Source organism: Aeromonas sp. QDB25 (assembly GCF_027707725.1).
Taxonomy (GTDB): Bacteria; Pseudomonadota; Gammaproteobacteria; order Enterobacterales; family Aeromonadaceae; genus Aeromonas; species Aeromonas caviae.
In genome coordinates, this window is the sequence record NZ_JAPCIZ010000021.1 from 55,238 (window position 1) to 61,603 (window position 6,366).

Below are 6,366 nucleotides of genomic sequence, written 5' to 3' on the forward strand. Positions count from 1 at the left end.
AAACAGATAACTGAAATGTCCAATTAGGAGAGACATGATGTTTTGTGTGCAATGTGAACAGACTATTCGTACCCCGGCAGGCAACGGCTGCGCCTATGCACAAGGCATGTGCGGCAAGACGGCTGAAACTTCTGATCTGCAGGATGTGCTGATCTATACCCTGCAAGGGCTCAGCGCCTGGGCCCTGGCGGCCCGCGAGCACGGCATCGTCGACAGCGAAATAGACGCTTTCGTGCCCAAGGCGTTCTTTGCCACCCTCACCAACGTCAACTTCGACTCCGCTCGCATCGTCGCCTACGTCAACCAGGCGCTGGCCTATCGCCAGCAACTGGCCGCCAAGCTGGCACCGCTGGCGGTACAGGCCGATGCACTGCCCGCTGCCGCCCGCTTCGAGCCGGGTGCCGATCTGCTGGCCCAGCTTGCCCAGGCGCCGCAGACCGCGGTCAACCGGGGCAAAAACGAGGTCAACGAAGACATCATGGGGCTGCGCCTGCTCTGCCTCTATGGCCTCAAGGGTGCCGCCGCCTACATGGAACACGCCCGGGTGCTGGATCAGCAGGATGCCGGGGTCGCCGCCGAATTCCATCGCATCATGAGCTGGCTCGGCACGGATCCCTGCGATCTGGATCCCCTGTTCAAGTGCGCCATGGACATTGGCCTGCTGAACTTCAAGATCATGGAGATGCTGGATCTCGGTGAAACCACCGCCTTCGGCCACCCCGAGCCGACTCAGGTACGCGTCACTCCGGTACCGGGCAAGTGTATTCTGGTCTCCGGCCACGACATGGTGGATCTCAAGCTCATCCTGGAGCAGACCAGGGGCACTGGCATCAACGTCTACACCCATGGCGAGATGCTGCCGGCCCTGGCCTACCCCTTCTTCAAGCAGTACCCGCACCTGGTGGGCAACTACGGCTCCGCCTGGCAGAACCAGCAGAAGGAGTTTGCCAACTTCCCGGGCGCCGTGGTGATGACCTCCAACTGCATCATCGACCCGAACGTGGGCAACTACAGCGATCGCATCTTCACCCGCTCCATCGTCGGCTGGCCGGGCGTGACCCACCTGGAAGGGGAAGATTTCTCCGTCGTTATCGCCAAGGCGCAAGCGCTGGAAGGCTTCAAGCACGTTGAGCTCGAGCACTTCATCACCATCGGTTTTGCCCGCAACGCCCTGATGCAGGCCGCTCCCGCAGTGATCGACAAGGTCAAGGCTGGCGAAATCAGCCACTTCTTCCTGGTGGGGGGATGTGACGGCGACCGTGCCGAGCGCGCCTACTACACCGAGTTTGCCAAGGCGATCCCGCAGGACAGCCTGCTGCTGACCCTGGGCTGCGGCAAGTACAAGTTCAACAAGCTCGATTTCGGCGACATCGGCGGCATTCCGCGCCTGCTGGACGTGGGTCAGTGCAATGATGCCTACTCCGCCATCCAGCTGGCCCTGGCGCTCGCCGACGCGTTCGAGTGCGGCGTCAACGATCTGCCGCTGACCCTGGTGCTCTCCTGGTTCGAGCAAAAAGCCATCGTCATTTTGCTCACCCTGCTGGCGCTCGGCGTGAAGGACATCCGCACCGGCCCGACCGCCCCGGCCTTCCTCACCCCGGCCCTGCTCAAGGTGCTGGAGGAGCAGTTTGGCCTGAAAGGCACCACCACGGCAGACGCGGATCTCGCCGAGATCCTGGCGGCCTGAGCAAAGACACAGCCTTACACGCTCAGCATGTTGTAAGCCTTTGGCGAGCCTGATGGCTCGCCTTTTTTCAACGCTATTTCCGAGCAAGAGGAGCCTTGCGATGACCTCCACCTCTTTGAGCCTGCGCTGTATAGCCCGCCGGGCAGAGACCCACGACGTGGCGAGCTGGCAATTTGAACCCCTGGCTGGCGACCTGCCCTCCGTGCTGGCCGGCCAGTGCGTCACCCTGCACACGATGATTGACGGCCAGCCTCACTGCCGCGCCTACACCCTCTCCTCCAGCCCGCAGGATCCTTTCTGGCAGGTCACCATCAAGGATGTGGGGCTGGTCTCTCACCATCTGCACCAGAGCCTGCAAGTGGGGGACGAGATCCGGGTAGACGGCCCCTTCGGCGATTTCCACCTGACCGCTTTGCCCTGCGAGCGGCCGCTGCTGCTCAGCGCCGGTTCCGGCATCACCCCCATGTGGGCCATGCTGCGGGACGAGCTGGCCAAACGGCCGGATGCAGACATTCGCTTTATTCACAGCGCCAGAACCCCCGGGGATGTGATCTTCGCAAGGGAACTGGCTTCGCTGGCCGAGGCTCATGCCGGTGTGCGCCATGCTTTAGTGCTGGAGAAAGTAGGGGAAGAGGCGCCAACGGCTCATCCCTGGGTTGGCCGGCTCACACCGGACATGTTGAGGGAACTGGCGCCAGACCTGCTGGTGCGCCACGTCTATCTGTGCGGGCCTGCCCCCTACATGACCGCAGTCTGCACCATGCTGGCGGAGCTGGGACTGCCGGCAGCGCAGTTGCACCAGGAGTCGTTCGGCCTGCCTGCTGGAACATCGAGTGCGGCGCCAGTTGCGGCCGGCAGCGACCACTTCTGGCTGACCCTCAAAAAGAGCGACAAGAAGGTGAAGATCCTGCCGGGTCAGACCCTGCTGGCGGCACTGGAGGGGGCGGGGGAGACCATGATGGCCGCTTGCCGCGCCGGGGTGTGCGGCGCCTGTCGCTGCACCACGGAAGGCGAAATCGAGCGCCAGAGCGTGATGACCCTGAGCGCGCAGGACCTCGAGAACGGGGTGGCGCTGGCCTGTTCCTGCACCGCCAGAGGGGATGTGAGTCTGGAGTACTGACGGGCGTCATTGGTATCCCGAGCTTTTCTCGGGCGGGTCGTGCGGGTAGACTCAACCCCAGTTTCAGCAAAGTACGGGATAAAAAATGACAATTCTGGTGACGGGGGGAGCCGGTTACATCGGTTCCCACACCCTGGTCGAGCTGCTTGGTACCGGGCAGCAGGTCGTAGTACTGGACAACCTCTCCAACGCTTCCCCCGAATCGCTCAAACGGGTCGAGCGGATCACCGGCAAGCCGGTCACCTTCGTGGAAGGGGACATTCTGGACAGAGCCTGCCTGCAGCGGCTGTTTGCCGAGCACAGGATAGTATCCGTGATCCACTTCGCCGGCCTCAAGGCGGTGGGGGAATCCGGCCAGATCCCGCTCACCTACTATCAGAACAACGTGACCGGCACCCTGGTGCTGTGCGAAGAGATGGCCAGGGCCGGCGTGTTCCGGCTGGTGTTCAGCTCCTCGGCCACCGTTTATGGGGATCCGGCCTCGGTACCCCTGCGGGAAGATTTCCCCACCAGCGCCACCAACCCCTATGGCCGCTCCAAGCTGATGGTCGAAGAGATCCTGCGTGACCTCTCCAAATCAGATCCCCGCTGGGCCATCGTGCTGCTGCGCTACTTCAACCCGGTGGGTGCTCACGAGAGCGGCCTCATCGGTGAAGATCCCAACGGCATCCCCAACAACCTGCTGCCTTACATCAGTCAGGTCGGCGTGGGCAAGCTCAAGGAGCTGGGGGTCTTTGGCAACGACTATCCGACCCCGGACGGCACCGGGGTGCGCGACTATATCCACGTGGTGGATCTCGCCATCGGTCACCTCAAAGCATTGGCCCGCATCAAGAGTGATACCGGCGTCTTCACCTATAACCTTGGCACCGGTCAGGGCTATTCCGTGCTGGAGATGGTCAAGGCGTTCGAGGCAGCCAGTGGCCGTGCCATTCCCTACCAGATCAAGCCCCGTCGCCCCGGCGACATTGCCGAGTGCTGGGCTGAACCGGCCCTGGCCCGTGACGAGCTGGGCTGGCAGGCCGAGCGGGGGCTGGAGCAGATGATGATCGATACCTGGCGCTGGCAAAGCCAGAACCCGAACGGTTATGGCCCTGCTGCGAAGCCGTGATCAAGGGTCATGCGCTGCTCTTCGCCTTGCTGACAGCTTCTCGCGACGACCCATCAGGCCTGATGGTTTGCAGCCTGAATAGCAAAACGCCCCGGCATGCCGGGGCGTTTTTTCATGCACAACGCGCGGGTTACTGAATGCTCTTGCCGGCGCGGACATCCTTGATGATAGCCTTGAGGCTGGCCAGATCCCGCGGTGCGCCGCGCAGGATCTGATCGCCGATGATAAAGGCCGGGGTACCGGAAATGGCCATGGCTTCGGCCAGCGCCCGGTTGGTACCCAGATTCTGATCGATGCTGCCGTCCTTGATCTTCGCCTCGACCTTGCTCCAGTCCACGCCGGCGGCCCTGGCGACGTCTTTCACCTGGGCTTCGTCGGAGAGGGGTCCCTGATGGGCGTACAGCTTGTCGTGGAAGGCCTGGTATTTGTCGGGCTGGCCGAGCTTCACCGCCAGCGCCGCGCGGGCGGCGTAGTAGGAAGTTTCGCTCAGGATGGGGAACTGCTTGTAGATGTAGCGGATCTCCTTGTCCTCAGAGAGCAGTTGCTGAATGAGGGGATGAGCGCGCTTGCAGTAGCCGCAGTTGTAGTCGAAGAACTCCACCACCGTCAGGCTGCCCTTGGGATTGCCGCTCTCGGGATCTTGGTTGGCGAAGAGCTGCTTGGCATGGGCTTCTATCAGCGTCTTGTCGTTCTCGGCCTGCTGGCTCTCCTGCTTGGCACGCAGGGCGTTGGACATCTCGACCAGGATCTCCGGATTCTTGACCAGATAGTCGCGCACGATCTGCTCGACATCGCTCTTGGTCAGCTCGCTCGCCTGCACGGGCGCCGCAAGCAGGGTCGCGCCGGTCAGGGCGGCGAACAGGGCATGTTTGATTCTCATAAGTCCATCTTGCTGGGGATGTGGTAGTGGCCCCTATAGTGGGTGAGTCTGTTTTCAAGTCAAGCCATCCGCTTGAAAAAGCACGGTTTGCAGCGGTTTTGCCGGTTTTGTGCGCCAGATAGCCCAATAAATGGGCAAACAAACGGAGTGGGGATTTACAAGGGCTGGGGGCATGGGTAATATGCGTCGCACTGCTGCGGAGGGGTGGCAGAGCGGCTGAATGCACCGGTCTTGAAAACCGGCGATGGGCGACCATCCGTGGGTTCAAATCCCACCTCCTCCGCCATCTATATAGCCCAACTGATTGATTCGGTTGGGCTTTTTTGTATCTGAGATTTTTGGTATGCCAGTGAGTATGCCATTAGGTGTTGGCTGTCCTACCCCTTGATAGCATTTCTTTGGACAGTTCATTGCCACGCCTCCCTCAAGTTACCCAAAACAAGAGAGGGCCAATGGCCCTCTCTTGCTATCTATTTTGTTGGTCAGTGCAAACACTGACTCTTATACACAAGTAGCGTCCTGAACGGAACCTTTCCCGTTTTCCAGGATCTGATCTTCCATGTGACCTCCTAACATGGTAACGTTCATGATAACTTCTGCTCTTCATCGTGCGGCCGACTGGGCTAAATCTGTGTTCTCTTCGGCGGCGCTGGGTGATCCTCGCCGTACTGCCCGCTTGGTTAACGTCGCCGCCCAATTGGCAAAATATTCTGGTAAATCAATAACCATCTCATCAGAGGGTAGTGAAGCCATGCAGGAAGGCGCTTACCGATTTATCCGCAATCCCAACGTTTCTGCCGAGGCGATCAGAAAGGCTGGCGCCATGCAAACAGTCAAGTTGGCTCAGGAGTTTCCCGAACTGCTGGCCATTGAGGACACCACCTCTTTGAGTTATCGCCACCAGGTCGCCGAAGAGCTTGGCAAGCTGGGCTCTATTCAGGATAAATCCCGCGGATGGTGGGTTCACTCCGTTCTCTTGCTCGAGGCCACCACATTCCGCACCGTAGGATTACTGCATCAGGAGTGGTGGATGCGCCCGGATGACCCTGCCGACGCGGATGAAAAGGAGAGTGGCAAATGGCTGGCAGCGGCCGCAACTAGCCGGTTACGCATGGGCAGCATGATGAGCAACGTGATTGCGGTCTGTGACCGCGAAGCCGATATTCATGCTTATCTGCAGGACAAACTGGCGCATAACGAGCGCTTCGTGGTGCGCTCCAAGCACCCACGCAAGGACGTAGAGTCTGGGTTGTATCTGTACGACCATCTGAAGAACCAACCGGAGTTGGGTGGCTATCAGATCAGCATTCCGCAAAAGGGCGTGGTGGATAAACGCGGTAAACGTAAAAATCGACCAGCCCGCAAGGCGAGCTTGAGCCTGCGCAGTGGGCGCATCACGCTAAAACAGGGGAATATCACGCTCAACGCGGTGCTGGCCGAGGAGATTAACCCGCCCACATGTACAGGATCTTTAGCAGCAACCAATTGAAATAGATATAAAAATGGCTTCGATTGTGATCTGATTTTATCGCCAAACAAAACCGCCACGCACGAAGCCATGACCATTA

The 6,366-nt window shown here is 60.1% G+C and carries 4 protein-coding genes, 1 tRNA gene and 1 pseudogene; 5 read left to right on the top strand and 1 reads right to left on the bottom strand.

Annotated elements, in window-relative coordinates:
- Positions 1 to 37 precede the first annotated feature (37 nt).
- The 3 genes from hcp (at position 38) to galE (ending at position 3,918) form a co-directional block, all read left to right on the top strand.
- Entirely contained in the window at positions 38 to 1,687 is a 1,650-nt protein-coding gene (gene hcp / locus PG883_RS09895; protein ID WP_111896701.1) for a hydroxylamine reductase, read from the top strand.
- A 100-nt stretch (positions 1,688 to 1,787) separates the two neighbouring features.
- On the top strand, positions 1,788 to 2,807 hold the full coding sequence (locus PG883_RS09900) for a hybrid-cluster NAD(P)-dependent oxidoreductase (RefSeq protein ID WP_111896700.1): 1,020 nt from the start codon (positions 1,788 to 1,790) through the stop codon (positions 2,805 to 2,807).
- An 85-nt stretch (positions 2,808 to 2,892) separates the two neighbouring features.
- Positions 2,893 to 3,918, top strand: coding sequence for a UDP-glucose 4-epimerase GalE (gene galE / locus PG883_RS09905; RefSeq protein WP_052816338.1), 1,026 nt, complete (start codon positions 2,893 to 2,895; stop codon positions 3,916 to 3,918).
- Positions 3,919 to 4,048: 130 nt separating this feature from the next.
- Here galE and PG883_RS09910 read toward each other — a convergent pair whose 3' ends face one another.
- Entirely contained in the window at positions 4,049 to 4,798 is a 750-nt protein-coding gene (locus tag PG883_RS09910; protein WP_039041345.1) for a DsbA family protein, read from the bottom strand.
- Between the two features lie 198 nt (positions 4,799 to 4,996).
- Between PG883_RS09910 and PG883_RS09915 the strand changes: the two genes are divergently transcribed.
- Together PG883_RS09915 and PG883_RS09920 are read left to right on the top strand one after the other, a co-directional pair.
- Positions 4,997 to 5,084: transfer RNA gene (locus tag PG883_RS09915), tRNA-Ser, on the top strand.
- 300 nt (positions 5,085 to 5,384) lie between these two features.
- A pseudogene (locus PG883_RS09920) lies at positions 5,385 to 6,254 on the top strand (IS4-like element IS50R family transposase); the annotation flags it as partial.
- Positions 6,255 to 6,366 lie beyond the last annotated feature (112 nt).

Excerpts from the sequence above, each read along its gene's own strand:
- PG883_RS09900 (WP_111896700.1), top strand. The coding sequence starts at position 1,788 with ATGACCTCCACCTCTTTGAGCCTGCGCTGTATAGCCCGCCGGGCAGAG.
- hcp (WP_111896701.1), top strand. The coding sequence starts at position 38 with ATGTTTTGTGTGCAATGTGAACAGACTATTCGTACCCCGGCAGGCAAC.
- galE (WP_052816338.1), top strand. The coding sequence starts at position 2,893 with ATGACAATTCTGGTGACGGGGGGAGCCGGTTACATCGGTTCCCACACC.
- PG883_RS09910 (WP_039041345.1), bottom strand. The coding sequence starts at position 4,798 with ATGAGAATCAAACATGCCCTGTTCGCCGCCCTGACCGGCGCGACCCTG.